Annotated in this window: 22 protein-coding genes; 7 read left to right on the forward strand and 15 right to left on the reverse strand. The window is 59.1% G+C overall.

What is annotated here, in order from left to right; genetic code table 11:
• Window positions 1-257 precede the first annotated feature (257 nt).
• Window positions 258-1340 (forward strand): porin, encoded by a 1083-nt coding sequence (locus CHB88_RS21025; protein ID WP_089401314.1) that lies wholly within the window; start codon window positions 258-260, stop codon window positions 1338-1340.
• A gap of 184 nt (window positions 1341-1524) precedes the next feature.
• On the opposite strand, the gene CHB88_RS21030 is transcribed toward CHB88_RS21025, so the two are convergent.
• The 9 genes from CHB88_RS21030 to CHB88_RS21070 form a co-directional block, all read right to left on the reverse strand.
• Window positions 1525-2343, reverse strand: a complete 819-nt coding sequence (locus CHB88_RS21030; RefSeq protein WP_245845126.1) for a DUF3025 domain-containing protein — start codon at window positions 2341-2343, stop codon at window positions 1525-1527.
• Window positions 2344-2392: 49 nt separating this feature from the next.
• The gene (gene pyrC / locus CHB88_RS21035; protein ID WP_089401315.1) at window positions 2393-3454 is read right to left on the reverse strand and encodes a dihydroorotase; all 1062 of its coding nucleotides are present in this window, start codon (window positions 3452-3454) and stop codon (window positions 2393-2395) included.
• Window positions 3455-3591: 137 nt separating this feature from the next.
• On the reverse strand, window positions 3592-4317 hold the full coding sequence (locus CHB88_RS21040; RefSeq protein ID WP_089401316.1) for an amino acid ABC transporter ATP-binding protein: 726 nt from the start codon (window positions 4315-4317) through the stop codon (window positions 3592-3594).
• Between the two features lie 62 nt (window positions 4318-4379).
• The gene (locus CHB88_RS21045) at window positions 4380-5072 is read right to left on the reverse strand and encodes an amino acid ABC transporter permease (protein WP_089401317.1); all 693 of its coding nucleotides are present in this window, start codon (window positions 5070-5072) and stop codon (window positions 4380-4382) included.
• A 1-nt stretch (window position 5073) separates the two neighbouring features.
• Window positions 5074-5823 carry an amino acid ABC transporter permease gene (locus CHB88_RS21050; RefSeq protein WP_089401318.1) on the reverse strand — a complete coding sequence of 250 codons (750 nt, stop codon included), beginning with the start codon at window positions 5821-5823 and terminating at the stop codon, window positions 5074-5076.
• A gap of 181 nt (window positions 5824-6004) precedes the next feature.
• Window positions 6005-6916, reverse strand: coding sequence for an amino acid ABC transporter substrate-binding protein (locus CHB88_RS21055; RefSeq protein ID WP_089401319.1), 912 nt, complete (start codon window positions 6914-6916; stop codon window positions 6005-6007).
• A gap of 568 nt (window positions 6917-7484) precedes the next feature.
• Window positions 7485-8771 (reverse strand): Glu/Leu/Phe/Val family dehydrogenase, encoded by a 1287-nt coding sequence (locus CHB88_RS21060; RefSeq protein WP_089401320.1) that lies wholly within the window; start codon window positions 8769-8771, stop codon window positions 7485-7487.
• 240 nt (window positions 8772-9011) lie between these two features.
• Window positions 9012-9968 carry a LysR family transcriptional regulator gene (locus CHB88_RS21065; RefSeq protein WP_089401321.1) on the reverse strand — a complete coding sequence of 319 codons (957 nt, stop codon included), beginning with the start codon at window positions 9966-9968 and terminating at the stop codon, window positions 9012-9014.
• Window positions 9969-10029: 61 nt separating this feature from the next.
• Window positions 10030-11886 carry an ABCB family ABC transporter ATP-binding protein/permease gene (locus CHB88_RS21070; protein ID WP_089401322.1) on the reverse strand — a complete coding sequence of 619 codons (1857 nt, stop codon included), beginning with the start codon at window positions 11884-11886 and terminating at the stop codon, window positions 10030-10032.
• A 78-nt stretch (window positions 11887-11964) separates the two neighbouring features.
• Here CHB88_RS21070 and CHB88_RS21075 point away from each other — a divergent pair, with 78 nt between their 5' ends.
• Both CHB88_RS21075 and CHB88_RS21080 read left to right on the forward strand, forming a co-directional pair.
• Window positions 11965-12399, forward strand: coding sequence for an acyl-CoA thioesterase (locus tag CHB88_RS21075; RefSeq protein WP_089401323.1), 435 nt, complete (start codon window positions 11965-11967; stop codon window positions 12397-12399).
• A gap of 54 nt (window positions 12400-12453) precedes the next feature.
• Window positions 12454-14040, forward strand: coding sequence for an alkaline phosphatase D family protein (locus tag CHB88_RS21080; RefSeq protein WP_089401324.1), 1587 nt, complete (start codon window positions 12454-12456; stop codon window positions 14038-14040).
• 70 nt (window positions 14041-14110) lie between these two features.
• Here the strand turns inward: CHB88_RS21080 and CHB88_RS21085 are convergent, their stop codons facing one another.
• The 3 genes from CHB88_RS21085 to CHB88_RS24840 form a co-directional block, all read right to left on the reverse strand.
• Window positions 14111-15790, reverse strand: a complete 1680-nt coding sequence (locus CHB88_RS21085) for a long-chain-fatty-acid--CoA ligase (RefSeq protein ID WP_089401325.1) — start codon at window positions 15788-15790, stop codon at window positions 14111-14113.
• A 223-nt stretch (window positions 15791-16013) separates the two neighbouring features.
• Complete coding sequence (locus tag CHB88_RS21090; protein WP_245845127.1) at window positions 16014-17102, reverse strand: aminopeptidase; 1089 nt, start codon at window positions 17100-17102, stop codon at window positions 16014-16016.
• A 135-nt stretch (window positions 17103-17237) separates the two neighbouring features.
• The gene (locus tag CHB88_RS24840; protein WP_143131400.1) at window positions 17238-17498 is read right to left on the reverse strand and encodes a hypothetical protein; all 261 of its coding nucleotides are present in this window, start codon (window positions 17496-17498) and stop codon (window positions 17238-17240) included.
• Window positions 17499-17526: 28 nt separating this feature from the next.
• Here CHB88_RS24840 and CHB88_RS21095 point away from each other — a divergent pair, with 28 nt between their 5' ends.
• Both CHB88_RS21095 and CHB88_RS21100 read left to right on the forward strand, forming a co-directional pair.
• The gene (locus CHB88_RS21095; RefSeq protein WP_089401326.1) at window positions 17527-18741 is read left to right on the forward strand and encodes a M20 aminoacylase family protein; all 1215 of its coding nucleotides are present in this window, start codon (window positions 17527-17529) and stop codon (window positions 18739-18741) included.
• Between the two features lie 2 nt (window positions 18742-18743).
• The gene (locus tag CHB88_RS21100; protein ID WP_089401327.1) at window positions 18744-19790 is read left to right on the forward strand and encodes a DUF2891 domain-containing protein; all 1047 of its coding nucleotides are present in this window, start codon (window positions 18744-18746) and stop codon (window positions 19788-19790) included.
• A gap of 9 nt (window positions 19791-19799) precedes the next feature.
• On the opposite strand, the gene CHB88_RS21105 is transcribed toward CHB88_RS21100, so the two are convergent.
• The 3 genes from CHB88_RS21105 to CHB88_RS21115 form a co-directional block, all read right to left on the reverse strand.
• On the reverse strand, window positions 19800-20582 hold the full coding sequence (locus CHB88_RS21105) for a DUF3047 domain-containing protein (protein ID WP_089401328.1): 783 nt from the start codon (window positions 20580-20582) through the stop codon (window positions 19800-19802).
• Between the two features lie 83 nt (window positions 20583-20665).
• The gene (locus tag CHB88_RS21110; RefSeq protein ID WP_089401329.1) at window positions 20666-22450 is read right to left on the reverse strand and encodes an ABC transporter ATP-binding protein/permease; all 1785 of its coding nucleotides are present in this window, start codon (window positions 22448-22450) and stop codon (window positions 20666-20668) included.
• Between the two features lie 88 nt (window positions 22451-22538).
• Window positions 22539-23555, reverse strand: a complete 1017-nt coding sequence (locus tag CHB88_RS21115; RefSeq protein ID WP_089401330.1) for a Bug family tripartite tricarboxylate transporter substrate binding protein — start codon at window positions 23553-23555, stop codon at window positions 22539-22541.
• 194 nt (window positions 23556-23749) lie between these two features.
• On the opposite strand from CHB88_RS21115, the gene CHB88_RS21120 reads away from it, so the two are divergent.
• Together CHB88_RS21120 and CHB88_RS21125 are read left to right on the forward strand one after the other, a co-directional pair.
• Complete coding sequence (locus tag CHB88_RS21120) at window positions 23750-24634, forward strand: SMP-30/gluconolactonase/LRE family protein (protein WP_089401331.1); 885 nt, start codon at window positions 23750-23752, stop codon at window positions 24632-24634.
• Between the two features lie 77 nt (window positions 24635-24711).
• Window positions 24712-25263 carry an acyloxyacyl hydrolase gene (locus CHB88_RS21125; protein ID WP_089401332.1) on the forward strand — a complete coding sequence of 184 codons (552 nt, stop codon included), beginning with the start codon at window positions 24712-24714 and terminating at the stop codon, window positions 25261-25263.
• The last annotated feature ends 234 nt before the right edge of the window (window positions 25264-25497 follow it).

The raw sequence follows: 25497 nt of genomic DNA on the forward strand, positions 1-25497 counted from the left end.
TCCTTACCCAGCCCGCGATGCGAATTTGCAAACGCAAAGATGCATAAAAGTAATTATTTTGTTGTGCAACTGCCACAAAAACGGTAGCTAAAAGCCAAAAACGGCAAATTCTCTTTGTGAGGTGGGGAGATATTTGATGAAATACCGTCAGCTTCTTGATTAATTTATTAGGAAGTTCCTTGAAGCAAGCGACGCACGGTATCTGCGCCTTGCCAAAAGCACTATAAATCTTAGCTGGATAACCTCTGAGGATCACAATGAAAAAATCGCTTCTCGCCTTGGCAGTACTGGGCGCCTTCGCCGGTGCCGCAAATGCTCAGACTAGCGTCTCCATCTACGGTATCGCCGACGTTGGCGTGAAATTCGACAACGGCGGCAGCACTGCTGGCCGTCAATGGTCCCTGGCATCTGGCCAGCAGAGCGGTAGCCGCATCGGCTTCCGTGGTACCGAAGACCTGGGCGGTGGCCTCTCCGCTGTCTTCACACTGGAAAACGGCTTCAACATCGACGACGGCACGCTGGGCAACGGTGGCCGCCTGTTCGGTCGTCAGGCTTGGGTTGGTCTGGACAGCAAGGCTCTGGGTTCGATCAAGTTCGGCCGTCAGTACAGCTCGGTCTACAACGCCCTGCTGGCAATCGACCCGTTCGGCATCAACATGTCCGGTGACGCGCAAGCTGCATACGGCTATGGCATCGGCAAACTTGACCCGATCGCGCGTTCGGACAACACCATCACCTACGCCACTCCGAATTTCGGCGGTTTCACCGCTCTGCTCGGCTACAAGCTTGGTGAACAGGCTGGTGCCTTTAACGCTGGCAGCAGCAAGTTTGTCGGTCTCGGCTATGCAGCTGGTCCCCTGAATGTTCAACTGGCTTATCAGGACACCAATGCGCTTGGCCTCGCCGTCACTGGCGGACTGGCAACCGTAACAAACGCCATTGGTCTCAGCGCAGCCGGTACCGGCGCAGTTGGTGCCAAAGTCAAGAACACCTTCGCTGGTGCTACCTATGACTTCGGCGTGGCTAAGGCTCACCTCGCCTTCGGCGACACCAAGCTGCAAGGCACTGCAGACAGCACCATCCGCAATTACATGCTCGGCGTTTCCGCCCCGATCGGTGCTGACAGCGTGTTCGCATCCTGGAACCGTGTTGACCTGCGTGATGTCGCCAATGGCAAGGCTAACCAGTACGCTGTTGGTTACTCCCATCCGCTGTCCAAGCGTACCAACCTGTACGCTTCTGTCGGCTACACCCGTAACGACAGCGGTGTTCGCCTGAACGCTGCTACCAACGGCACCAGCGACCGCACCGCTCTGGTTGGTGTTCGTCACGCATTCTAAGCAATTAACTAGTTAATCGCTTAAATGGAAAGAGGCATCTTCGGATGCCTCTTTTATTTTTGGGATTCTCAAATTAGCGTGATCATCGATCGGAATGTGCATGACGCTTGGCTAATATAAGCACAGTCGGCCTTGCGGGAATTGAGTCCACTTTCTGATGTAAGTCCGTCAGACTCACCCTGAATTACGTTGCTGTGGACAAAACGCGTTTGGGGCGAAAGACAGCTTTGTCTTCGTAGAATGCAATGTCTTGTGGGTGCCACCATCCCGGCAACCCCATGATTGGAAGTGGCGTGAACAACCGAGTGGTCAGCGTTTCGTTCAACTGACTGACCATAGTCTGGTCAATCCACGCATCCTTCTCGGCAGCGGTCCATGTATTGAACTGAGAGTCCGCCAGCAAAAGCCAAGCATGCGCCGTCATGCTTTTGTAGGGAGAGACCAACTTCTCCAAGAGGGCATGTCCGAATAGGCTCACATGGCATTTTTCCCAAAATTTTTCTCGGCATCGACAGAACAATTCCTCCCATCGGTGAAGGCGTAAAGCCTCAAGGCTCTCGGGTGACGTCGCGACGAAGATTGCAGCGTTTTCGTCGAAGATTGTCGCCGCGTCCCTAAGCTTGCCGCGAACCGGCTTCATCGTCGGATCACCCGCCTGTGGTGGCGTTGTGATTTGGGCAGCTTGCAATTCGTTTAGACGGACTTTAATGCGTGGATAACGAAGCCAAATCAGCGCATTGAAGAAGTCATGAAGATTTTCCCGCGTCGGCACATTGCCGGTGGCACTGATGTGGCTTTCATAGGCAGCACCCTCCGGCAAGTAAGATTGCGGAACAAAGCGGACCGGCAGACCTCGATGGTTCCGCAATTTCCGGGTCGCAGCAAGTTCATTGATCGCACTTATCCAGTCCGCCGTTTGCGACAACCTCATTCCTGGCTCGGCAAGTGGCAACAGTCCAGGATGATGCCAATCGATCGGCGTCAACAAGTCAGCATTTGCCATGCTTTTCAAGCAGTGGTTTCTGTAATGAGCTTCGGTGGGCTGGTTAAGTTTACGCGATCATTTTCCAAGCCAGTGTGCCACCACCGTCAAGTGGCACGACCGTGGACTCGCCCATCGGCAGTTCTTCCGGCAAAGTCCAGCTTTCCCGCTTCAGCGTGATGGTGCCGGAGTTGATGGGCAGGCCATAGAAAGCCGGACCAAACTGGCTAGCGAAGCCTTCCAGCTTGTCGAGCGCACCGGCAGCGTCGAAGGCTTGGACATATAGTTCCATCGCGTGCAGTGCCGTATAGCAGCCGGCGCATCCGCAGGCGTGCTCCTTCAAGCCTTTGGGATGAGGTGCCGAGTCGGTACCAAGGAAAAATTTGGGATCGCCGGAAGTGGCAGCCTGAACCAAGGCTTGGCGGTGGATTTCCCGCTTCAGAACGGGAAGGCAATAGTAATGCGGCCGTATGCCGCCCTTGAAGATCTGGTTGCGGTTGTAAAGCAGGTGATGGGCAGTAATAGTGGCGCCGAGCGGACCGGACGCGCCGAAAACATAGTCAACCGCGTTCTTTGTGGTGATGTGCTCGAACACGACTTTAAGACCGGGCAAATCGCGACGCAGCGGCTCCAGCACTTTGTCGATGAAAACCGCTTCCCGGTCGAAAATGTCGATATCGCCATCAGTGACTTCGCCATGCACCAGCAGCGGCATGCCGACTTCCTGCATGGTTTCCAGTGTCCGCATGCACTTGGATAACGAGGTGACGCCGGCATCGGAATTGGTGGTTGCACCCGCCGGATACAACTTGATACCATGAATGAAGCCGCTGTCTTTGGCACGGCGAATTTCATCGGCCCGCGTGTTGTCCGTCAGATAGAGGGTCATCAACGGCTCAAAATCGCTCCCGGCCGGCAGGGCGGCCAAAATGCGGCCACGGTACGCCGCAGCCATGGTGGTCGTGGTGACTGGGGGCTTGAGATTGGGCATGATGATCGCGCGCCCGAACTGAGCGGCGGTATGCGGCAGAACGCTTGCCATGACGGCGCCGTCGCGCACATGAAGATGCCAGTCGTCGGGACGGATTAGGGTAATGCTGTTTGACTTGCTGTTTGACAAATTGGCAGACATGGCGGGCTCGCTTGGGTGAAAACGGCCGACATTGTAACGTCTGCTCATTGGACCTAGCGGCTTACGCAAGAAAAAGGCGACAAAAAACTGCCCGTTGCTGAACGGGCAGTTTCCCTGAACTCAAAGAATAGCGAAGGTCAGTGGATGATCTTCGCCAGGAAATCGCGTGCACGGTCGGACCGGGTCGTACCAAAGAACTCATCCTTGGTGCAATTTTCCACGATTATTCCCTTATCCATGAAGATGATGTGGTTTGCCACGCGCCGGGCAAACCCCATTTCGTGCGTCACGACCATCATGGTCATTCCTTCCTGCGCCAAGCCGACCATGACATCAAGCACCTCATTGATCATTTCCGGGTCCAGCGCCGAAGTCGGCTCATCGAACAGCATGGCGATCGGATCCATGGAGAGCGCCCTGGCAATTGCGACACGTTGCTGCTGCCCGCCAGACAGCTGCCCGGGGAACTTGTCCTGCTGGGATAGCAGTCCGACCCGTTCCAGGTACTTCAACCCCTTGGCAGTGGCTTCCTCCTCGCTGCGGCCCAGCACCTTGATCTGACCGAGCGTGAGATTCTGACGGATGGTCAGGTGAGGGAAGAGCTCGAAGTTCTGAAACACCATGCCGATGCGGGCCCGAAGCTTGGATAGATTGGTCTTGGGATCGCCAACCGAAATACCGTCAACTGTAATTTCCCCCTTCTGGAAGGGTTCGAGTCCGTTCACCGTTTTGATCAGCGTCGATTTCCCCGATCCGGAAGGACCGCAGACTACGACGACATCCCCCTTTTTGACGCTCGTCGAGCAGTCGGTCAACACTTGGAAGTTGCCGTACCATTTGCTTACGTTCTTGATATCAATCATGTTTTCTCCCAGCGGCCTTGCTATTTAGGTTATCTCTCTATCTAGGACTGCGGATTGCCCGCTTAGCGGATGATCGCAACCCGCTGCTGCAGCCGTTTCACCAGAAGCGACAGGCCGAAGCAAAGGATGAAGTAGACGAGCGCTACGAAAAGGTACATTTCCACCAGACGACCGTCGCGCTGGGCCACCTTCGAGGCAGCGCCGACAAAGTCGGTGATGGAGAGCACATACACGAGCGACACGTCCTGAAACAACACAATGGTCTGGGTCAGCAACACCGGAATCATGTTCCGGAAAGCCTGCGGCAGCACGATATTGCCCATGGTCTGCCAGTAGTTCATGCCCAGTGCATAGCCGGCCCACACCTGCCCTCTCGGAATCGACTGGATGCCGGCGCGCATGATCTCGCAATAGTAGGCCGCCTCGAACAGGATGAAGGTAATGAGCGAGGAGGTGAAGGCCCCCACCTTGATAGGTTCGTTTGCGCCGATGATCCAGGCTCCGATATACGGCACGAGGAAATAGAACCAAAAGATGACGAGCACCAGCGGAATCGAGCGGATCAGATTGACATAGGAGGTAGCAATGCCGGAGACAAGCCGGTTGCTCGACAATCGCATCATTGCGAGCATCGTCCCCAGGATAATGCCACCAACCATGGCCATGGCGGTTAGCTGCAGCGTAAATACCATCCCCGTTTGAAACAGGTAGACCCAGGACCGTTGAATGACGTCGAAATCGAAATTGCTGAACATGTCAGTGGCCTCCCGTTCCAGTGCCAGTGGTAATGAAGCCCGGTACGGCCACTCTCTTTTCGAGGACGCGCATCAAGTTCACGACGAGGATGTTGACCACGATGTAAATGATGGTTGCCGCCGTAAAGGCTTCAAAGACCTGGAAGGAAAACTCCTGCATCGATCGCGCACGCGCGGTCAGTTCCATCAATCCAATGGTCAAAGCAACAGCACTGTTTTTGATGATATTGAGAAATTCGCTCGTCAGGGGCGGGATGACGATTCGGAACGCCATCGGCAGCAGTACATAGCGGTAAGTCTGGCCTAGGGTCAAGCCGAGGGCCGTGCCGGCCATGCGCTGGCCGCGCGGTAACGAAAGAATGCCTGCCGAGACCTGCACCGCGACTCGGGAGGAGGTAAAGAAGCCAAGGCAGATGACGGCAGTGACGAAGGGCGCGTTCGGCAGCGACTTTAGCCAATCGCCGATGGAAGCAGGCAGTAGTTCCGGCATGACGAAATACCAGAGAAACATCTGCACCAGCAGCGGTATGTTGCGGAACAGTTCGACATAGGCATTGCCCAACCGTGCCAATCCCTTGTTGGGGAGGGTGCGCAGGGTGCCGATCAGCGCACCAAGGATGAGCGCCATGATCCAGGCGCTCATCGCCGTGGCCAGAGTCCAGATAAGGCCTGACCATAGTGTGTCCATGTAAGTGCCGGCACCATCGGGGGATGGCTCCCAGAAAATACGCCAGTTCCAGTTGTAATTCATTTTCTCGACCTTTTATTGAATCTGGGCTTGCGAACGCTGCTGCGATGCTCCGAGTATATTAAGAAAGCTAATACTTCGGCTGAAATGATTCCGATGTCTTCTTGCGGATGAGAATACTATCCGTCCACATAAGGAAAACGGGAGGCAAAGCCCCCCGTTTTCCTTTGCAGCCGGGAAGACCTTATTTGGTCGTGTAGGCTACCGGATCTCCTGAATCGGTCGGCTTGGCGATGGCCGCTTTCAATTGGGCGCTCATCGGCACGTTCAGGTTGACGTTTTTCGGCGGAATCGGCGACAGGAACCACTTGTTATAAATACGGTTGATCTCGCCTGATTTGAAGACATTGGCGATCGCGGTGTCCACCGCTTTCTTGAACTCCGGATCTTCGCGGCGCAGCATGATGCCATACGGCTCCACCGACAAAGCTTCCTCGGTGATCGAGTAATCCGTCGGATTCTTGGAACTCGCCGCCAGCGACGCGAGCAGGATGTCATCCATGGCAAAGGCAACGGCGCGGCCGGTTTCCACCATCAGGAAGGCTTCGGCATGGTCCTTGGCCGCCATGATGTTCATGCCCAAGTTGCGCTCGCCATTCAGGGTGGTGACCTGCTTCAGGTTGGAGGTACCAGCGGTGGACACCAGGGTCTTGCCCTTCATGTCGTTGAGCGACTTGATGCTTGCGCTCTTCTTAGCCAGCAAACGGTTCGCAGTAACGAAGGTGGTCGGCGCGAAAGCGACTTGCTTCTGGCGCTCAAGATTGTTGGTGGTGGAGCCGCACTCGAGATCAATGGTGCCATTGGCCATCAGCGGAATACGTGTGGCGGAGGTGACCGGGTTCATCTTCACATTCAGGGCGGTCAGGCCGAGTTGCTTTTGAACTGCCGAAACGATCTTCATGCACAGGTCGATCGAATAGCCTTGGTACGACTGCTTGTCATCCAGGTAGGAGAACGGGATCGAGGAATCGCGGACTCCGAGGGTGATGGTGCCCGAATCTTTGATTTTCTTTAGCGTGCCGGACTCTTGAGCCATCGCTGCGCCACTAAGCAACCCAGCACCTACAAACGCCACAAACAATTTAGCAAGTTTCATATTATCTCCGTAAGAAAAGCTGGGTTAGTGTACCAAATCCATGTTGCAGAATAATAATGTTATAGCGCAATCAAAATCTTGAATCTTTGGATCATATGATTTACCGCCCGTTTCAATTCCAACGTGTATTTTTGATTATGCCTGTCAAAACGCAAGACGCAACGCGCAATTTAGCAAGGCACTATGCATTGACTTAAGAATTCGTTCTCAGGGGAGGTTGAAATTCGGCACTACATCCGCAAGGTGTTGAACCGGGGATTGAAACCGAAGAAATCCTCTAATGCGGGATAGGGGCAGTAACCCGGGACAGGCCGATCGAGCCCAGCACATACCCTTCAATAACCAATAGGGCCTTCGGGTATGTGATTGGTCTAAGCGTCTAAATCCCGGAAACGCTCCAGTGATGGGTTAAGCAAAAGCATGAAAATGCGGTAAGGGACAAAAGTGCCACCGAGGTTCTTTCCAGATTTTGGCTGCATGAAAGCTTTCGAATTGACCCAATGTTTTCCGAAAAGCAACATCCGTGCCAAAGGCAGACCTCTCGCCGGAAGCCATGAAATGAAAAGATTCATGGATAAAGCCCACGCATCTCCCGCGCCTGGAGCACTCTGGTACATCCCACAATAAAGGCGGCTGTGCGCAGGGACACCCTCTTGTCCGACGCAATTTGCCAGACCGCGGCAAACGCTTCGCGCATGATGCGCGTCAGACGCAGATTGATTTCATCCTCGGTCCAGAAGAAGCTTGAAAAGTCCTGCACCCATTCGAAGTAGCTGACCGTGACGCCGCCGGCATTGGCGATCACGTCCGGCACCACCAGAACGTTCTTCTCCTTGAGGATGTCATCCGCCGCCGGGGTGGTGGGGCCATTGGCGCCTTCGAGAATGATGCTGGCCCGAATCCGACTCGCATTTTCCGTTGTGATCTGCTGTTCCAGTGCAGCAGGCACCAGGATGTCGCAGTCGATGCCCCAAAAATCGTCTCTTTCCTTCAGAAATTCTCCGCCCGGGAAACCGGCTACGCTGCCATGGCGGGCCACATGCTCTTGCAGAGCAGTGATGTCTAGTCCGCCTTCATGTATTACTGTGGCCGCATGGTCCTGCACGGCTACCACCTTGGCGCCGGCTTCGGTGAAAAGGCGCGCCGCCACGCCGCCTACATTGCCGAAACCTTGTACTGCCACCTTGGCGCCGGCGATGTCGAGCCCACGCTTGGCAGCCGCCTCGCAGCCGACCACAAATACGCCGCGTCCGGTGGCCTCCTGCCGCCCGAGGCTGCCGCCGAGCGAAATCGGCTTGCCGGTGACGACGCCGGTGGCGGTGCTGCCCTGGTTCATGGAATAGGTATCCATCATCCACGCCATCACTTTCTCGTTGGTGTTGACGTCCGGTGCCGGAATGTCCTTGTTCGGACCGATGATGATATTGATCTCGCTCGTATAGCGGCGCGTGATCCGCTGCAGCTCGCCTTGCGATAGCAGCTTGGGATCCACCCGGATGCCGCCCTTGGCGCCGCCGTAGGGAACATTGACCGCAGCATTTTTGACCGTCATCCAGGCAGAGAGCGCCATGACTTCCGACAGGGTCACGTCTTGATGGAAGCGCACCCCGCCCTTGCCGGGGCCGCGCGACGTGTTGTGCTGGACCCGGTAACCCTCGAAGTGGGCAATGGTGCCGTCATCGCGCTCGATCGGCACGTCGACGATCAGAATGCGCTTGGGACGCTTCAGGGTTTCGACCCAGCGGGCCAAGCCGCCGAGATACGGCGTCACGCGGTCGATCTGCTCGAGATAGACTCCCCAGGGACCAATGTCGTGGGGGACGAGATAAGACGGAATCTGATGCTGGCTGCTCATGCGAATTGCTCCTCGTTGGAGACGAGCCATACACTGGACTCGTCGATACTTCGGATGCTAGGACAACCTGACAAGTCCAATCCAATGCTTTGTAAGCATGCAACTATGCAAAAAATGTATGACTTATTTGCATTAGGACAAAGGGCTGACCGAGCCAACCGAATTCATTCCGTGTACTGCGTTCTTTCATAATGAAAGCGGATCGCTCAAGACATCAAATTTGACAGTAAAGCCAAGGTTCTATCCGCCTCTGCGGCGAACCGGGACACGAGCATCCTCGATTTCCTGTCGCAGATAGTCCCAAAGGCGGGAAACGATGGGCTTGCCCGGTCGCTGGGCGGTAGGCCGTTCACGGTAAAGCCGGATTTCCATGTTGACCTCCCAATCCGTCTGGCCGGCATCGGCGCGCGACAGATGCTTGGCGCGCACTTCCCGCACCACCGCCGACTGCGGCAGGAAAGCCACGCCATGGCCTTCCAGCGCCATCATCTTCAAGCCTTCCGCCATGTCGGTTTCGTACCGTTTGTCGAGATACAGCGGCTTGTCGGTGTCGGCCAGGATGAGTTCCACCATCCGACCGAGATAGGCGTTGCTGGTGTAGGACAGGAATGGCAGGGGATGATCCGGGGTGCCTGGCAACAGAAAATCCGGTTCTCCGGTCTTGTCGCAACGGGAGTAGGCGCGCAGCGTCTCGCTGCCGAGCAGGATCATGTCGTAGCGGCTGGCATCGAGCTGTACCGGCTGACGCGGATGGTGATAGCACAGCAGCAGGTCGCAGCCGCCCTCCACCATCGTCATCACCGCATCATGCACGTTGAGCGCCATCAGACGGCTGTTGAAAGCGCCGAAGCGCTGCTCCAGTTCAGTGACCCATTTCGGCATATAGGTCAGGGACAGCGTATGCGGCACGGCGAAATCGATCGTGCTTTGCGCCGTCGGCCGCTTGCCGCGCAGGAGTGCCCTGGCGTTGCTGATCTGTCCCAGCATTTCCAGCGCCTGCTCGTAGAACACTTCGCCGGCCGGCGTCAGGCGGGTCGGATACGAGGTGCGGTCGATCAGGTCGGCGCCGAGCCACGCTTCCAGCGACTGGATGCGGCGCGAGAACGCCGGCTGCGTCACATGGCGCAGTTCTGCGGAGCGGCTGAAACTGCGGGTTTCAGCGAGCGAGATGAAGTCTTCCAACCATTTGCTTTCCATCTCGACATCATAGTGAGATTGGCTGCTGCAGGCAAAGCGGAAAGCGCAAGGATGGGCCGGCTCAGGCCGCCGCCGGACGCGCCGCGTCAGCCGACCCGGGCGACCCCGATCCTTCGTCGCGGCGCGCCTGCTGCCGTGCCCACATCTGCGCATAAGCGCCATCTCGTCCCAGCAGCTCGGCATGGGTGCCGCGCTCGATGATGCGGCCATGGTCCAGCACCAGGATTTGCGCTGCGTCGGCAATCGTGGACAGTCGATGCGCAATGACCAGGGTCGTCCGATTCCTGGCGATTTCCTTGAGCTGGGCTTGGATTGCCTGCTCGGAACGGGAATCCAGCGCCGAGGTGGCTTCATCGAAGATGAGGATGGCGGGATCCTTCAGCAGCGTCCGGGCAATGGCGACGCGCTGCTTTTCCCCGCCCGACAGCTTCAGGCCGCGTTCGCCGACCATGGTCGCGTAGCCATCCGGCAGGCTCTCGATGAAGTCATGGATATAGGCCGCCTTCGCCACGGCGACGATCTGCTCGCGGGTCGCGCCCGGCCTGCCGTAGGCGATGTTGTACTCGATGGTGTCGTTGAACAGCACCGTGTCCTGCGGCACGATGCCGATCGCCTTGCGCAGCGAAGCCTGGGTGACGCTGCGCAGGTCCTGGCCATCGATGCTGATGCCGCCGTCGTTGACGTCGTAAAAGCGGAACAGCAGGCGCGACAGGGTCGACTTGCCCGAACCGCTGTGCCCCACCACTGCCGTCGTCGTGCCGGCGGGAATGGCGAAGTCGACGTCGAACAGAATCTGGCGCTTGGCCTCATAGCTGAAGTTGACCTTGCTGAACCGGACCTCCGCGCCATGCACCTGCAGCGGCTGGGCAGTCGGCGCATCGGCCACTTCCCGATGCTGATCGAGCAGGCCGAACAGGCGCTCCATGTCGGCCAGGCTTTGCTTGATCTCGCGGTAGATCACCCCGAGGAAGTTGAGCGGAATGTAGAGCTGGATCATGAAGGCGTTGACCAGCACCAGATCGCCGAGCGACATGGTGCCGTCGATGACGCCCTGGGTAGCGCGCCACAGGATCAGGGTGACGGCGATGGCAATGATCGCCGACTGCCCGGTATTGAGCAGCGACAGCGAGGTCTGCGATTTGACCGCAGCGGTCTCCCAGGTCTTCAGGCTTTGATCATAGCGCTGGGCTTCGAAGTCCTCGTTGCCGAAATACTTCACCGTCTCGTAGTTGATCAGCGAATCGACTGCCCGGGTATTGGCGCGGGAATCGAGGTCGTTCATGGTGCGGCGGAAATGGGTACGCCATTCGGTCACCGCCACGGTGAAGCCGATGTAGAGCAGCAGCGCCACGACGGCAATCAGGGCGAACCACTTGTCGTAGTGCAGGAAGAGGTAGCCGATCACCAGGCTGATCTCCACCAGCGTCGGCAGGATGCTGTATAGGGTGTAGGACACCAGCGAGGAAATGCCGCGCGTACCCCGCTCCATGTCGCGCGTCATGCCGCCGGTCTGGCGGTTGAGGTGGAAGCGCAGCGACAGCGCATGCAGATGCCGGAACACCTTCAGCGCGATGGTACGCACTGCCCGCTGCGTCACCTTGGCGAATACGAATTCGCGCAGCTCGGTAAACATGGTGGTGCTCAGGCGCAGCAGGCCGTAGGCAATCAGGATGCCGAGCGGCAGCACCAGCAGCGCCCGCGGATGGTCCGGCGTGATGGTCATGCGGTCCACCAGTTCCTTCAGCAGCAGCGGCACGCCGACATTGGCCAGCTTGGCGCCGATCAGGAACATCAGGGCCAGCAGCATGCGCCACTTGTAAGCCCACAGATACGGAAACAGGGTCTTCAACGTGGCCCAATCATTGCGCGTGCCTTGATTGGCGGCAGGCTCCGGGGATGAAACTGAGTAACGTCGCATAGAGGGCAGTGGCAGGATGGTTTATGCTGAGGCTTCTCGATTGTAGCCCAGCGTCCGCAAACCAGCCGAAAGGGAAAAATGAGCGCCCACCACCAGACCAAGCTGCCCCACGGAAAAATGCCGGAACTGCGGGTGATGCCCATGCCGGCCGATGCCAACGTCCATGGCGATGTCTTCGGCGGCTGGATCATGGCCCAGGTCGACATCGCCGGCTCCCTGCCCGCGGTTCGGCGCGCCAATGGCCGGGTGGCGACGATTGCCGTCAACTCCTTCCTGTTCAAGCAGCCGGTATTCGTCGGCGACCTGCTTTCCTTTTATGCCGAAGTGGTCAAAGTGGGCAATACCTCGATCACGGTGAATGTCGAGGTCTATGCCGAGCGCAATCGCCTGCAGTCGGAAACGGTGAAAGTGACCGAGGCGACGCTGACCTATGTCGCCACCGATGAGAACCGCAAGCCGCGCCCCATCCCGCCCCTGCCTGCCACAGTAAATGAAGCCGTCATGAAGGCATAGGCAGGCGCAGGAATTTCTGCGTTTAAAAATACGAACTAGCCGGTTTCCTTCCGCATGCCAATAGACCGCCGCTGCTTCCTGCGCCACGCCACGCGCCTCGCATCACTGACGGCCGCTTCCGTCTCGGTCCCTGGACTCATCCTGGCGCGGACGCTCGACTATCCGTTCAGCCTTGGCGTGGCTTCCGGCTCGCCGCGTGCCGACAGCATCGTGCTCTGGACCCGCATCCTGCCGGATCCGTTGAACGCGCACCCACTCGATCCCTTGCCCGTGCCGGTGCGATGGGAGCTGGCCGGGGATGAGGCCTTCCGGCACATCGTGGCCGCCGGCAGCACGACGGCACTGCCGGAGCTGGCGCACAGCGTGCATGTCGACGTGGCGGGTCTGCAGCCGGACCGCTGGTACTGGTACCGCTTCATGCTGGGCGATGCGGTCAGTCCCACCGGGCGCACCCGCACCGCGCCCGCCCCGCAGACCGCCCATGACAAGCTCCGGCTGGCCATCGCCTCGTGCCAGCATTGGGAATTCGGGCACTACGCCGCGCATCGGCATATCGCGGCGGCGTCGCCCGACGTGGTGCTGTTCCTCGGGGACTACATCTATGAATGGGGCGCGTATGAACTGGCGCATCCGGCGGCGCCGCGCCGGCGCAGCCATGAAACCCTGACGCTCGATGACTACCGTGCCCGTTATGCACAGTACAAGTCTGATCCGAATCTGCAGGCGGCGCATCTGGCCGCGCCCTGGATCATTACCTGGGATGATCACGAAGTCGCCAACGACTACGCCAATGACCGCGACGAAATGCGCAGCGCCGATTTTCTCGCGCGCCGCGCCGCCGCCTATCAGGCGTTCTACGAGCACATGCCGATACGGCTGCCGAGGATGGGCGAAGGTCCGCTGCGCTTCGCCCACTTGCAGATCTACGACCGCTACGACTGGGGTCGGCTGGCACGCTTCCACGTGCTCGATGACCGTCAATACCGTTCCTACCAAGCTTGCCAGCGGCCCAACGCCGGCGGTTCGAATATCGTGACGCGGAGCTGCGGCGAGCTGGCGGATGCGGCCCGCACCCTGCTCGGCCCGCAGCAGGAGCGCTGGCTCGCCGATAGCCTGGCATCCTCTCAGGCGCAATGGAATTTCGTTGCCCAGCAGACGCTGATGGCGCAATGCACCCACACCGCGCCGGACAAGGATGACGAGGAGCGCTTATGGAACGATGGATGGGATGGCTATCCCGCTGCGCGTCAGCGTCTCTTCGAAAGCATGCGCCGTCACCAGCCGTCCAATCCGGTGATGTTGTCCGGCGACGTGCATACCTTCTATGCAGCCGAGCTGCGTCCCGACTTCAACCGGCCATCCGGCGACGGCAACCCGGTCATTGCCACCGAATTCTGCGGCACATCCGTTACGTCCAGTTCCCGGCCGCAGGCGCGCACCGAGCGGCACCTGGTGGACAATCCGCATATCCGCTACGGTCGCAGCGACAAGCGCGGTTACATGTTAATGGATGTCTCGCCGGCACGTATCGAAGTCCGCTTCCAGGCGCTGGACAACGTACGCCGTGCCGACTCTTCGCAGAAGACCATCGCCAGCTTCGTGGTGGAAGACGGGCGCCCGGTCTTGCAGCGCATGGACTGACGCAGAAAGCAAAGCCGCCCGGCATGCGGGCGGCTTTTACAATCCGATCACCTGCTTGCCGAGCTGCGGCTTACGCCGCCTTCTTTTCATCTCGCAGTTCACGGCGCAGGATCTTGCCGACATTGGTCTTCGGCAGCTGATCGCGGAACTCGATGTACTTCGGCTTCTTGTAAGCGGTGAACTGCTCCTTGCAGAAGTTCATCAGCACGTCCACGGTGAGCGCCGGATCCTTGCGCACCACGAACAGCTTCACCGCCTCGCCCGAGTTTTCATCCGGCACACCGACGCACGCGCATTCGAGCACGCCGGGATGCGCTGCGACCACCGCCTCGATCTCGTTCGGATAAACATTGAAGCCCGAGACCAGGATCATGTCCTTCTTGCGGTCGACGATGCGCACGAAGCCGCGCTCATCCATGACGCCGATATCGCCCGTCTTGAAGAAGCCGTCCGGCGTCATGACCTTGGCGGTTTCATCGGGCCGGTTCCAGTAGCCGGCCATTACCTGCGGGCCGCGAATGCCGATTTCGCCCGCCTGGCCGAGCGGAAGCGGGTTGCCGCCATCGTCGAGAATGGCGACCTCGGTCGACGGAACAGGCAGGCCGATGGTGCCGGTGAACTCTTCCACCGGAGGGTTGCTGGTTGCCACCGGCGAGGTTTCGGACAAGCCATAGCCTTCCAGGATGACCTGGCCGGTCACCTTCTTCCACTTGTCGTTCACCGCCTTCTGCACCGCCATGCCGCCGCCGTTGCATACCTTCAGCTGGGAAAAGTCGAGCTTGGCGAAATCCGGATGGTTGACCAGGCCGTTGTACAGCGTATTGACGGCCGGCAGCATATGGAACTTGTACTTCGACAGTTCCTTGATGAAGCCGTCGATGTCGCGCGGATTCGGGATCAGGATGTTCATCGCGCCGGTGCGCAAGCCGAACAGGCAGCAGGCGGTGAGCGCGAAGATGTGATACAGCGGCAATGCGCAAACGATGTTGAGCGACTCCACCCGCGGTTCGGCTTCGGTCAGCGGCTTGGCCCAGGTTTCGGTCTGCAGCACGTTGGCGATGACATTGCGGTGAGTCAGCATCGCGCCCTTGGAGACGCCGGTGGTGCCGCCGGTGTACTGCAGGAAGGCGATGTCGTCGTGCGTCAGTTCCACCGGCTTGAGCGTCATGCCGGCACCCTCGGACAATGCCTTCGGAAAACGGATGGCGTTCGGCAGCGAAAAGGCCGGCACCATCTTCTTCACATTGCGCACCACGAAGTTGACGATCATGCCCTTCAGGCCGCCGAGCAGGTCGCCCATGCTGGCCACCACCACGTTCTTGATGCGAGTGCGTCCGATCACCTGCTCCAGCGTGGTGGCAAAGTTTTCAAGAATGATGATGATTTCGGCGCCGGAATCGTTGAGCTGATGCTCCAGTTCGCGCGCGGTGTAAAGCGGGTTGACGTTGACGACCGTGTAACCGGCGCGCAGGATGGCGGCCATGGCCACTGGGTACTGGAGGATGTTGGGCATCATCACCGCGACGCGGGCGCCTTTGGCCAAGCCCTGTGCCTGCAGCCAGGCGCCCAGCTTGCAGGAAAGCTGGTCAAGCTCACGGTAGGTCATGAACTTGTCCATGCAGACATAGGCATTGCGGCTGGCGTACTGCTGAAAGGATTCTTCGAGCAGATGCACCAGCGAACGGTAGCGGGTGTAGTCGATCGTCGCCGGCACGCCGGGCGGATAGGAATTCAGCCAGATTTTTTCCATCATGGTCTCCTGCTTTGACGTTGTACGGTTCTGGATGGCTGTCCGAAAACGAACGGTTATTCTTTTTTCTGGCCTAGATGCTATCGGTCGCCAAGCCGGCGCGCAAGCCTTTTCGAAGTTTCTGAATGGTTTCTCGGTTTTTGCCGCTTGCCTGTCACGCCGAGCAGGCTGGAAATAAAAAACAGGCCCGCAGGCCTGTTTTCAATACGCCGAATATGGCCGGCTAGCGCAGCACGGTTGTTAGCGCATCACCGGATGCCATCGGCGTCGGCTGGGCGAAGCGAGCAAGCTGTTCGGTGCGGCTATCCTTGTCGAGTTCGGATAGCCGCTTCACTGCGGCGTAGAACTTGCCGAAGGATTTTTCCTTCTGCAGCATAGCGCGGAAGCCCGGCACATAGTCTTGATAAGTCGCGATTGCCGCCAGATGCGCATTCGACAACGGCTCGGCGAACCAGCGGTCATAGCCGCTATAACCGCCCCAGGAGGCCTTGAGCAGTTTGTACTCATCCTGCAGCTGGGCAAAGATTTCCTTCTTGCGCTCGCGCTTTTCCTTGTCGCTCACCTTGCGTTCGTAATTCGCCTCCAGCGCCTTGCGGGTCTTCATCAGCAGTGCCAGAAAATCCGTCTTGCGCCCTTCCCACTCGGCATAAGCCTTGCGCATTTCCTCATTGCCGAATTTCGCCATCCACCGCTCCACGCCAGCTTCCTCGACGGCAACGGCGAAGGATTCATTGAACCGGGAGTCGCCGGGTACATAAACCACCTGGTGCGCCAGTTCATGGAACACCAACCGCGCCAGCTCGCCTTCTGGATACTTGATGAAGGTGGACAGCACGGGGTCCTTGAAGAAACCCAGGGTGGAATATGCCGGCACCCCGCCGACCTGGACGTCGTAGCGCTGGCGACGCAATTCGGCAGCGTAGTTCTGCGCCTCGTCCTTGCTGTAATAGCCACGGTAATTCACGCAGCCGGCAACCGGGAAGCACCACTGCACCGGATCGAGCGACAGTTCTTCCGTCGCCACCACGTTCCACAGCACATAGGGCCGCTTGAGATCGGCGTAATTCTTGTAGCTGTCGTTGTCCGGCAAGCCCAGTTCCTTGGCCGCGAACTCGCGGATTTCCTTCACCTTCGACAGCTTGTTCTTCAGCTTGCCTTCCACGCCGGGGTCGGCCAGCCATTCATCGATCGGACGGGCTTCCGAGAGCAGGGAAAGCTGCCCGTGCGCCGCCTGCACGTAATATCCCAGCTGTGAACAGCCCACCACCATCGCCGCCACGCCGCCGCAAAGCATCAAACGCCATTTCTTCATCTGCCGCTACCCGTCTCGCCTGATCAACTTGCTATACAAAGAGAGCCGCTTGCCCGCTCTACGCTCGCCAGCATGCCGCCGAAGTGGGCACTGGTCTTGTCTTCCATTCGCGTCCTTGCCGAAGGCCCGCGAAATTTAAAGTATGTACTCGCGTCCCATTCTCAATGCTCCGTTTTTCAGCGTCAATAGGGCGAATGTCAACACGGGGCCTGCTTTTTTGCCGCATAAATTTTCGACATTGACGGAAGTGAAATGCAAAAACTGCGGCCGGTTCAAACTTATTGCAGGACGGGTAAGAGCAGCAATCCCTTTGCCACCCTCTCGGTGCCGATGCGCATCATGGTAGCGAAAGCGTTTATCCGTCGGCACAATATAATGACCTTGTGCGGCGGCCATTTGGCAGCCTTATTCAACGGAGCCCTCGATGCAGGTACGCGACACCCTCGTCCAGTTTCACGACCAGCTGCAGCGCATCCGGCGCGACCTCCATGCGCACCCCGAGCTTTCCTATGAGGAACGGCGCACCGCCGATGTCATTGCGCGCACGCTGGAAGAATGGGGCATCCCGGTCATCCGGGGTTTGGGCAAGACCGGTGTGGTCGGGATCATCCGCAAGGGCAACGGCAACAGGGCACTTGGCCTGCGGGCGGACATGGATGCGCTGCCGGTACAAGAGATCAACCGCTTCGATCATGTCTCCCGCCATGACGGGAAGATGCATGCCTGCGGCCATGACGGCCACATGGCGATGCTGCTGGGCGCGGCCTGGTACCTCGTCAACCATGGCCAGTTCGACGGCACCGTCTATCTCATTTTCCAGCCGGCCGAAGAAGGCGGCGCCGGCGCGCGGCAGATGATCGAGGACGGACTGTTCCAGCAATGTCCAATGGAAGCGGTGTTCGGCATGCACAACTGGCCCGGGCTGCCGGCTGCCAGCTTTGCCGTCACGCCCGGCCCGATGATGGCGTCGTCGAACGAGTTCGAGCTGATCATCCGCGGCAAGGGCTGCCATGCGGCCCAGCCGCATAAAGGAATTGATCCCATCATGGTAGCGATCCAGATTGCCCAGGGTTGGCAGACCATCGTCAGCCGCAACCGCAATCCGCTCGAAGCCGGCGTGCTTTCCATCACCCAGATTCACGCCGGCAATGCCACTAACGTCATTCCATCGGAAGCCAACATGATTGGCACCGTGCGCACGTTTTCCACCTCCCTGCTCGATCTGATGGAAGAGCGCATGCGCAGCATCGCGGCGCATACGGCGGCCGCCTTCGACGCCAGCATCGATTTCCATTTCCACCGCAATTACCCGCCGCTGATCAATCATGCGCGCGAAACCGAGTTCGCCATCGAGGTGATGCGCTCGGTGGTCGGCGCGGAGCATGTCGTCAGCAAGGTGGAGCCCACCATGGGCGCGGAAGACTTTGCCTTCATGCTGCAGGAAAAGCCCGGCTGCTATGTCTTCATCGGCAATGGGGATGGGCTGCATCGTGGCGAAGGCCATGGCCTCGGTCCTTGCAATCTGCACAATCCGAGTTACGACTTCAACGACGATCTTCTGCCCGTAGGCGCCACTTACTGGGTGCAGCTGGCCCAGGCTTTCCTGAGCTCACCAGCCAGCAATAGCAGCGCCGGTTGAGCATGCCCGAGCTTTTCGCCCGACCCTTCGGGCCGCCGGACCGGCATGCCCTCCTCGCCGCCAACGGCCCGACATTTGCCCGCATCGCGCTCGCCAACATCGTGCGCGAGTACCCGAACAAGCTCGACCATGTGCTGACCTCCCCGGACGACCTGCAGCCGCCACGGCAGCTGCATCCGGTGTTCTACGGCAGCTTTGATTGGCACTCGGCGGTGCACATGCACTGGCTGCTGGCACGGCTTCTCCGCCGCGGCGCCGCCGGAGAAGCGGCGTCCGCCATCCCTAACGCCTTCGACACCCAATTCACGCCCGACCGCATCGCCGGCGAAATAAGCTATCTGAATCGGCCTTCGGCGCGTACCTTCGAGCGCACCTACGGCTGGGCTTGGCTGCTGAAGCTGCAGGCGGAACTGATCGCGCTCGCATCCGAACAACCGGAGGCGGAGCGCTGGCGTGACGTATTGCAGCCGCTGGCCGATGCCTTTGCGCAGCGCTATCTCGACTTTCTGCCGTTGGCGACTTTTCCCATTCGCGCCGGCATCCATGCCAACAGTGCCTTCGGCTTGCTGCTGGCGCTGGATTATGCAGGCGCGCACCAGGACCTGCGGCTGCGGCAGGCGCTCATCGTCAAGGGACATGAATGGTTTGGCCGTGACCGACGTTATCCCGCTGCCTATGAACCCGGCGGCGACGACTTCCTGTCGGGAGGACTGTGTGAGGCGGCGTTGATGTGTCGCCTCCTGGATGGCTGCGACTTCGCCGACTGGTGGGAACAGTTTTGCCCGCCGCCGCTTCAACTGGCGGCATGGCTGGCGCCGGTGCCGGTCAGCGACCGCAGCGATCCCAAGCTGGCGCATCTGGATGGACTGAATCTGGCCCGCGCATGGTGCTGGCGCCTGCTTCTGCCCAGCTTGACGTCGCCACTGCGGGAAACGGCCGAAGGCACCATCGAGGCGCACCTTCAAGCCGCCTTGCCGCACGCACTGGCGGGCGACTACGCCGGCACGCATTGGCTGGCCAGTTTCGCTGCTCTTGCCCTTTCGGAGTGAGCCGCAGGCTCAGCTGGCGGGCTCGTCACGCAACTGGATGTCGCCGTACCAAGCCTCCACGGTCTCGCCGGTATTGTCGGTATCCGTCAACACCCCGATGCCGACCAGTTGTCCGGGCTGTTCGCCGAAGGCCTTCTGAAAGTCTTCCACGATGTTCCGATGGAAATCGCGCCATTGGCCAAGCCCTTCGGGGCCGCTGGCGGCGACAATCATCTTCACCCGGCTGCTGCGCACGCTCGGAATCACGGTGCCGACCGGCAGCCGGTTCTCCCAGATGTACATCAGGGTTGCATAGGGCATTTCATGTCCGGTCAGCATCTTCGCCGTCTCGAACATCATCTGGTCCTTGAACGGCAGGGCGTCCTTGTCGCCGTCGAAGCCGAGGATGATGCGCACCGGCGAATCTTCCTTGGCCTGCAGCTGGTTGTCGGCGCCCTGGATGAGGCTCTTGATCTTCCAGCGCCAGTGCAGCCATGGCATCGCCACCGGGTCCATCTGCACCTTGCTGATCAGGCCGGAAGACGCATTCACCGCCTTCGCATGCAGGACCGTATGTCCATTTTCACGGACCAGCTTGTAATTGGTCGGATTCTTGGTGCGAAGGATGACCAACGGCTCCCATCCCTTCGGCTCGCCAGCCCCGCCGTCAGCGGAAAAACGGACCGGTTGCAGCGGTGATGACTGAACGGTTGGCCCCGTGACGGCCCCCTGCGGCGGCTCGGCCTTTTGTGGCGGCGCCGCGCAGGCAGTCAGCAGCGCCGCTACGCCGGCGAACAGCGTTGGCTTGATCATGATGCAATGCTCTCCCCTTGATTGACATGGCTGGCCAGTGTTTTGATTGTTCTGCCGGTGGCGGCCAGCCGGATGCCGTGACTTTACCGCGCGGCGCCCTCCGCGAGCAATGGAACAATATCAATCGCAAAGCGCGGTTCGCCTGATTTTTCTTGGGCGGCTCCCACCGCATGGACAAAACGCCAGGACGTCTGATGGAACTTCGCCACCATCTCGCGGTGGGCGATGCTGACCACGGTCGCCTGCGGCAATTCGCTCAACACCATTTGGTACAGCCCGTCCTCGGTATGGGCGTCGAGGGCGCTGGTGGCCTCGTCGAGGAACAGTACCTGCGGACGCATCAGGAACACCCGGACGAAAGCGAGGCGCTGCTGCTCGCCAGGCGACAGGCGCTGGCTCCAGTTGTCGGCATGGTCCAGCTTGTCGCGCAGGTGCGCCAGCCGGCACAGGTCGAGGAAGCGATGGATATCCGCCTCCTGATAAGCGGTTTCGGCAGCCGGATACGCGATGGCTTCGCGCAGGGTGCCAATCGGCAGGTAGCTGCGCTGCGGCAGAAACAGCATGGCGGCGGAGCGAGGCAATTCCACCGCGCCGGTGCCATACGGCCAGATATCGGCGATGGCGCGAAACAGCGTCGACTTGCCGCAGCCGGACGGCCCGGTCACGAGGATGCGCTGCCCCGGCGCCATGGCGCCGGAGAACGCCTGCGTCAGCGCTTGGCCCCCTGGCAGGGAAAGCGCGAGCTGCTTCAGGCGAATCTCGCCGGCGGAACTGCGAGTGACGGCAATGCCTGTTTCCTGCCTGCGCGCGGCGTCAACCGCGGCATGAAATCCCGCCAGCCGGTTGGCGCTGGCTTTCCAGCTGGCCAGGGAACTGAAGGCATTGATGAACCAGGACAGGCTTTCCTGCACATGACCGAAGGCGGAGCTGATCTGCATCAGACCGCCGAGGGTGATCGTTCCGCCGAAATACCGGGGCGCACCGACCAGAAATGGAAAGATCACCGCGAACTGCGAATAAAAAGTGGAAGCCAGATTGAGGCGCTTGGTGGTGCGCATGATGTTCCACCAGTTTGCGCGGATGCGGCCGAAGCGGCCTGCAAGCTGTTCCCTTTCCTGCGCCTCGCCTCGATACAGGGCCACCGATTCGGCGTTCTCGCGTATGCGGATCAGGCCGAAGCGGAAATCCGCCTCGAAGCGCTGCTGGCTGAAGTTTTGCGCGACCAGAGGCCGGCCGATGCGCCAGACGATCAGCGAACCCAGGCCGGCATAGGCAATCGCAAACCACACCATGTAGCCGGGAATGGTGACCGCCCGGCCGCTCAGCATGAAGGTCAATGGACCGCTCACCGACCACAGGATGCCGACGAAAGACGCGAGGCTCACGACGCTCGATAGCAATCCGAAGAACAGGGTAAGCGAGCCGTTGGTGATCAATTGCAGATCCTCGGCGATGCGCTGGTCGGGGTTGTCGGCGGTGCGCCCCTGCTCGATGCGGTAATAGGCCTGGTTATCCAGCCACGCCTGCATGTACTGATTGGTCATCCAGGTACGCCAGCGGATCTCCAGCGCCTGCATCAGGTAGATGCGGTAGATTGCCACCGCGATGTAGATGAAGGCAAGGTAGGAAAACCGCCATAGCTGCTCCTTGAAGACGTCGAAGTTCTTGTTTTCGAGGGCATTGTAGAAGTCGCGGTTCCAGGCATTGAACTGCACGTCGAGGTAAACCATGCCGAGGGCAAGCGCCACCACGACGAAGAACAAGCCGCGGGCGCGCCACTTTTCGTCGGAAAACCAGTAAGGCCTGAGCAGCTGCCACACCGCGCGCCAGTCGGTGGTTGGCGGCGCGCTTTCAGTTTTGTTTTGCATGGGTCGGAAAGAAAAACGCTGACAGGCAAGCATACCCTGTCAGCGTTTTCGCGGCATGATCCGGCATGACGCCGGTCGCAATCGGGTGTCAGTCCACCTTGGCGCCCGAATCCTTCACAACCTTGGCCCACTTTTTCAGTTCGGCCTGAATATGGGCGGCAAATTGCTCCGGCGTGTTGCCGACCGGGTCGGCGCCCTGCCCGATCAGCTTCTCCTTGACCGCCGGGGTGTTCAATGACTTCGCGATCTCCTGCTGCAGCTTCTGCACGATGTCGGGCGGCGTGCCTGCCGGCGCCAGAATTCCAAACCAGGAGCTCGCTTCGAAGTTGGCGAGTTCGCCGCCGGTTTCAGCAATGGTAGGCACGTTGGGAAGTGCCGGCGAACGTTTGCTGCTGGTCACCGCCAAGGCCTTCAACTTGCCGGATTTGATGAAGGGCAGCGAAGAAGGCAGGTTGTCGAACATCAGATCGGCTTGGCCGGCGATCAGGTCGGTGACCGCCGGCGCGGAGCCGCGGTAGGGGATGTGCACCATGAAGGTCTTGGTCTGGGTCTTGAACAGCTCGCCCGCCAGATGGATGGAAGTGCCATTGCCGCTCGATGCCATGTTGAGCTTGCCGGGGCGAGACTTGGCAAAGGCGATGAAGCTCTTCACATCGGTGATGTTGTTCTTCTCAGCGAGGGCCGGATTCACCACCAGCACATTCGGCACTGCTGCCACCAGGGTAACGGGCGCGAAGTCCTTGACCGGATCGAATGCCATCTTCGGATACAGCGCCTGATTGATGCCATGGGTGCCGACCGTCCCCATCAGCAGCGTGTAGCCGTCCGGCGCGGATTTGGCCACCAGTTCGGTGCCGATGTTGCCGCCGGCACCCGGGCGGTTGTCGACGACCACCTGCTGGTTCCAGGCCTTGGAGAGCTCAAAGGCCACTGCTCGCGCCAGGATGTCAGTAGTGCCGCCTGCGGTGAACGGCACGACGATCTTGATCGGCTTGTTAGGATAATTCTGCGCGGCACTCTGGGCGTGGGCAACGCTGCCAGCGGCAATGATGGAGAAAGCGCTGGCGGCAAGCGCCAAGCGTCGAAGTAAGGGCGAAGCTTTCATGAATCTCCTCTTGGATTGTGCTCGATGGCGGCTCTTCCGCCTGGCGCTATGGTTTGCGCCTGGACCCCGAGAGTAGCAGACTGTGGCACATTCGGTAAGCATCTCCCCCAGGACAAGGTTATGGTGAAGAGGACGATGCATCCGCGACGGGGCCATAGCATAATGTCCACTATTTCGCTTTCAATGGCCCCGTGATGGACAGGTTCACCGTTGTCTCCGATGCTCCCATGCTGCTGGGCGAGTCCCCGGTTTGGCGCCCTGCGGATAACGCGCTTTTCTGGATAGACATCGCCGGACAAACCGTCTGGCAACGGCGATTGGCCGATGGACGCGAAAAACACTGGAGGCTGCCGTCTGAGCCAGGATGCATCGCCCTTTGCCGGGACGGCCGCCTGGTGGTAGCCATGCGCTCCGGCATCGCCTTTCTCGATAGCGTCACTGGCGAGCTTTCTCCCGTGATGGCCGCTCCCTATGATGTGACGACGACTCGTTTCAACGATGGAAAATGCGATGCCGCGGGTCGTTTCTGGCTCGGCACCATTTATGAGCCGCGCGACAAGCCGCTCGCAGCACTCTATTGCCTCGATAAGGGAACGCTCACCAAGACCGGCAATTTCGGGACTGTCTCCAATGGCCTGGCGTTCAGCCCGGACTCACACACGCTTTATCATGCGGATACCACAAGCCACGTTGTGCGGTCTTATGACTTCGACCTCATCACCGGGCATCTTGGAAACGGCCGAGAACTGATGCGGTTCGAAACACAGCGTGGACCAAGCTATGGCGGTCGGCCCGATGGTGCTGCCGTCGACAGCGAGGGCAACTACTGGTGCGCGATGTATGAGGGAGCGCGCATCATCAAAATCTCTCCGTATGGACGCCTGCTTGATTCCATCCCGGTGCCGGTTCGCTGTCCGACCATGGTTGCTTTCGGAGGGGACGATTTGCAGACGCTGTTCATCACCAGCGTTAGCCAGAATCGGCCGAAAGAGGAATTGGCGGCGTATCCGCTTTCGGGGCACGTGTTCGCTACGCGAGTCACCGTTCCTGGCCTGCCTGCGGCGACATATTTGCCTTAACCATCATTACGTTTCGCTAATTGGCGCTACACTCGTCATTGGTTTTCAATTCCATGCCACGTACTCAGGGAGTTCTCATGTCGTCTATAAAAAAAGCTCGTCTTGCTTTCGCCGGCTATGCTGTGCTGCTGACTTTATATCCTGTTGCCGCTTCAGCGGTTGATTCAGCGTCATTGGAATTCGGCACCGGAAACAAGACCCAAATGGCTCGGCTCGGCGTTCAATGGCAATGGGACAAGCAATGGTTTAAGACGAACGGCATGCATCTCGGCGGTTACTGGGATTTGACCTTGGCGCAATGGCGAGGAAACCAGTTCCAAGGCATCCGGGACAATCGACAGAACATCACCGATATCGGGATTACTCCGGTACTGCGCTTTCAAAGCGATAACCGCAAGGGGTTTTACGGCGAACTTGGGATTGGCGCACACTATCTAAGTGAGCTTTACGACAACAATGGAAGACGCCTATCGACTCGGTTTGAATTCGGTGACCATGTCGGCGTGGGATACGTGTTCTCGAACAATCTCGACGTTGCCCTGAAATTTCAGCACTTCTCCAACGGTGGCATCAAGAGCCCAAATAACGGCGTGAATTTTGGTTTGATCAAGGTTGGCTACGCGTTTTGATTTTCGTCCTCTAGTCTGTCAAATCGACTACTCGTTCGACTTGCGCCTTTAGTCAGCCGCTTAAATTTGCGCATCAGGCAATCCACGCGTTTTATTAATTAGATTGCTGAAGTAACCCCCTGAAAGACCGGACCAGCGATATTCCTTACACTAACGACTAGGAATACAGCTATGGATATGCCTATGCCTTCAGGAAGAATGCAGCAAGTGGAAGTGATAACCGGGGTCCAGCGG

Source organism: Noviherbaspirillum humi (assembly GCF_900188095.1).
GTDB lineage: Bacteria > Pseudomonadota > Gammaproteobacteria > Burkholderiales > Burkholderiaceae_D > Noviherbaspirillum > Noviherbaspirillum humi.

Bases quoted from the DNA above. Each gene is read 5' to 3' on its own strand.
- CHB88_RS21025 (WP_089401314.1), top strand. From the start codon at position 258: ATGAAAAAATCGCTTCTCGCCTTGGCAGTACTGGGCGCCTTCGCCGGT.
- CHB88_RS21030 (WP_245845126.1), bottom strand. From the start codon at position 2,343: ATGGCAAATGCTGACTTGTTGACGCCGATCGATTGGCATCATCCTGGA.
- pyrC (WP_089401315.1), bottom strand. From the start codon at position 3,454: ATGTCTGCCAATTTGTCAAACAGCAAGTCAAACAGCATTACCCTAATC.
- CHB88_RS21040 (WP_089401316.1), bottom strand. From the start codon at position 4,317: ATGATTGATATCAAGAACGTAAGCAAATGGTACGGCAACTTCCAAGTG.
- CHB88_RS21045 (WP_089401317.1), bottom strand. From the start codon at position 5,072: ATGTTCAGCAATTTCGATTTCGACGTCATTCAACGGTCCTGGGTCTAC.
- CHB88_RS21050 (WP_089401318.1), bottom strand. From the start codon at position 5,823: ATGAATTACAACTGGAACTGGCGTATTTTCTGGGAGCCATCCCCCGAT.
- CHB88_RS21055 (WP_089401319.1), bottom strand. From the start codon at position 6,916: ATGAAACTTGCTAAATTGTTTGTGGCGTTTGTAGGTGCTGGGTTGCTT.
- CHB88_RS21060 (WP_089401320.1), bottom strand. From the start codon at position 8,771: ATGAGCAGCCAGCATCAGATTCCGTCTTATCTCGTCCCCCACGACATT.
- CHB88_RS21065 (WP_089401321.1), bottom strand. From the start codon at position 9,968: ATGGAAAGCAAATGGTTGGAAGACTTCATCTCGCTCGCTGAAACCCGC.
- CHB88_RS21070 (WP_089401322.1), bottom strand. From the start codon at position 11,886: ATGCGACGTTACTCAGTTTCATCCCCGGAGCCTGCCGCCAATCAAGGC.
- CHB88_RS21075 (WP_089401323.1), top strand. From the start codon at position 11,965: ATGAGCGCCCACCACCAGACCAAGCTGCCCCACGGAAAAATGCCGGAA.
- CHB88_RS21080 (WP_089401324.1), top strand. From the start codon at position 12,454: ATGCCAATAGACCGCCGCTGCTTCCTGCGCCACGCCACGCGCCTCGCA.
- CHB88_RS21085 (WP_089401325.1), bottom strand. From the start codon at position 15,790: ATGGAAAAAATCTGGCTGAATTCCTATCCGCCCGGCGTGCCGGCGACG.
- CHB88_RS21090 (WP_245845127.1), bottom strand. From the start codon at position 17,102: ATGAAGAAATGGCGTTTGATGCTTTGCGGCGGCGTGGCGGCGATGGTG.
- CHB88_RS24840 (WP_143131400.1), bottom strand. From the start codon at position 17,498: ATGGCCGCCGCACAAGGTCATTATATTGTGCCGACGGATAAACGCTTT.
- CHB88_RS21095 (WP_089401326.1), top strand. From the start codon at position 17,527: ATGCAGGTACGCGACACCCTCGTCCAGTTTCACGACCAGCTGCAGCGC.
- CHB88_RS21100 (WP_089401327.1), top strand. From the start codon at position 18,744: ATGCCCGAGCTTTTCGCCCGACCCTTCGGGCCGCCGGACCGGCATGCC.
- CHB88_RS21105 (WP_089401328.1), bottom strand. From the start codon at position 20,582: ATGATCAAGCCAACGCTGTTCGCCGGCGTAGCGGCGCTGCTGACTGCC.
- CHB88_RS21110 (WP_089401329.1), bottom strand. From the start codon at position 22,450: ATGCAAAACAAAACTGAAAGCGCGCCGCCAACCACCGACTGGCGCGCG.
- CHB88_RS21115 (WP_089401330.1), bottom strand. From the start codon at position 23,555: ATGAAAGCTTCGCCCTTACTTCGACGCTTGGCGCTTGCCGCCAGCGCT.
- CHB88_RS21120 (WP_089401331.1), top strand. From the start codon at position 23,750: ATGGACAGGTTCACCGTTGTCTCCGATGCTCCCATGCTGCTGGGCGAG.
- CHB88_RS21125 (WP_089401332.1), top strand. From the start codon at position 24,712: ATGTCGTCTATAAAAAAAGCTCGTCTTGCTTTCGCCGGCTATGCTGTG.